Consider the following 1071-nt stretch of genomic DNA (forward strand, 5'->3'; position numbering starts at 1 on the left):
GACGGGTGGGAGGACCCGCCGCAGGAGAGCTTCGAGCACGCCGCCGAGGCCGACGTGGTCGAACAGGCCCGCGAGGCGGGCCCGGACGACGAGGAGCGGCGCTGACGGGGGGCTCCCCCGCCCGGGACCGCGTCCTTTTTCCTCCGCTTCCTCCCGGCCGCCGATCGCGGCCCTGACCACGTGTTCGGCCGGTGCCTCACCGTGCCCGCCCGGAACCCCGACCGGCTTCCCGCTGCTCACGGGGAACCTACGCCGGAGTAGGATGAGGGGGACCGCTGTGGAGCGCGCCACTGGCCGCGCTCCGCGAGCACTAGCCACGCAGATGTCCGGTTATGGCGTGCATCTGCCATGCCGAGTTCGGAGGGTCGGTGTGACAGCTCCTTCAGACTCCCGCGCCCGGGGAACCCGTCTGCCCCGGGTCAGGCGCCGCCGCCAGCTCCTGGCCGCGGCCCAGGAGGTCTTCGTCGCGCGCGGGTACCACGCGGCGGCGATGGACGAGATCGCCGACCGCGCCGGAGTCAGCAAACCGGTCCTGTACCAGCACTTCCCTGGGAAGCTGGAGCTGTACCTGGCCCTGCTGGAGGAACACTCCGAGGTGCTGGTCGACAAGCAGCGCGAGGCCCTGGAGAGCACGGACGACAACCGCCAGCGCGTCATCGCGAGCTTTCGCGCCTACTTCGACTTCGTCGCGGGCGACGGCGAGGCCTTCCGCCTGGTCTTCGAGTCCGACCTGCGCAACCTCCCGGCCGTTCGGGCCAAGACCGAGGAGACCTTCCAGCGCTGCGCCGAGGCCATCGGCGAGGTGATCCGCCAGGACACCAGCATCTCCGACGAGGAGGCGCACCTGCTGAGCATCGGACTGGTCGGCATGGCCGAGACCAGCGCCCGGTACTGGCTCAACAGCCGCGGCTCCGTGCCCAAGGACGCGGCCGAGCAGCTGGTGGCCCGCCTGGCCTGGCGCGGGATCAGCGGCTGGGACCTCCAGCGCGGCTCCGGCGAACAGGGCTAGGGGCGCGGCCGCACCCGCCGCCCGCAAGGCGAGGGCCCCCGTGCGCGCACGGGGGCCCTCGC

Annotated in this window: 1 protein-coding gene; it reads left to right on the top strand. The window is 72.7% G+C overall.

Annotation, left to right across the window (positions count from 1 at the left end):
* Positions 1–370: 370 nt before the first annotated feature.
* A complete protein-coding gene (locus tag DQW06_RS04040; protein WP_013154831.1) occupies positions 371–1009 on the top strand; it encodes a TetR/AcrR family transcriptional regulator in 639 nt (212 codons plus the stop codon).
* The last annotated feature ends 62 nt before the right edge of the window (positions 1010–1071 follow it).

The sequence above is a fragment of the Nocardiopsis sp. TNDT3 genome (assembly GCF_003427465.1).
Taxonomy (GTDB): Bacteria; Actinomycetota; Actinomycetes; order Streptosporangiales; family Streptosporangiaceae; genus Nocardiopsis; species Nocardiopsis dassonvillei.